The 1,222-nt window shown below is 45.3% G+C and carries 1 protein-coding gene; it reads left to right on the top strand.

Annotation, left to right across the window (positions count from 1 at the left end):
* A partial coding sequence (locus F6K49_RS50605) for a mechanosensitive ion channel family protein (RefSeq protein ID WP_293110441.1) occupies window positions 1-1,129 on the top strand: 1,129 nt, incomplete at its 5' end.
* Between the last annotated feature and the right edge of the window lie 93 nt (window positions 1,130-1,222).

Here is a 1,222-nt window from a genome sequence, read left to right on the forward strand (position 1 = left end):
TCAGGGACTGGAAAAAGCCAAAGAAAACATAGAAGAAGCGGTCGATGTGAAGGCCGAAGTTAAAAAGCAAGTACTGGTCAACATGACCAGATTGCGGGATGAACGCACTGCTTTGAGCGATCGCTTTGAGGTGGTACTTCAAGAGCTGGAACTTAAAGGCGGTGATGTCGAGTCGTACAAAAAATACATCGATGCCATCAGTGGGATTAAGGTAGACGTAAGCGACACTGAAGGAACCTGGATTACCATCGTCGGCTGGCTCCAGTCTAAAGAAGGAGGTCTCCGCTGGGCGAATAACATTGGCAAATGTATAGGAATCGTTACTGGTTTTAGCATCCTCTCGGTGATCTTAGGGACAATCCTCGAGAAATCGTTGTGGATGTTCCCGAATATTTCAGTGATGCTGGGTCAGTTCTTGGTTACTCTAACCCGCCAAGGATTATTTGTGGTGGGTATTATTTTAGGGATTACTGCCCTAGAGATCAGTATTGGTCCACTGATGGCTATGATTGGAGCTGCTGGTTTTGTGGTAGCCTTTGCGTTTCAAAATACCCTCGGTAACTTTGCCAATGGGTTAATGATCTTGGTCTATAAACCTTTCGACGTGGGGGATCAGATTGAAGTAGCTGGGGTAAACGGTATCGTTAAGGATGTCAACTTAGTTTGCACCACCATCAATACTTTGGAAAATAAAATCGTTATCTTGCCGAACAACTCAGTCTGGGGTAACGTTATTACGAACGAAACCAGTAGCCCCGTCCGCGCTATGTTTCTCTCGATCAGGATCAGCTACCGCAATAGTATTCCTCAAGCGATCCAAGTTCTTAAGGATATTGCCAACTCCCATCCTTTAGTATTGGAAGACCCTGGACCTTGGATCGACACCGGTGAATTGGCTGAAGATGCTGTTAAGATTTGGTTTTTGGCCTATACTAAGACAGAGGATTACTGGACAGCCTATTGTGACATCAGCCGAATTATAAAAGAAAGATTTGAAGAAGAGGGAATTGTGATCCCACTGCCGAGCCAGGAACTATACATCAGCGAAGCTATGGCGTTGGAAGAGGGCAGTATGGCAAAAAGGTTTAAAGACAAAGACCTTCCCCTAGAAGAAGTCATGCCCAGATAGCAACTCCTTGCGCTCCATAGCTCTCTCCCCAAGGGTTAAACCCCACATTCCGCAGATTAATTTGTAGTATGCAAAGTAATACGCTAATCCTGT

It is taken from the genome of Moorena sp. SIO3I6 (assembly GCF_010672095.1).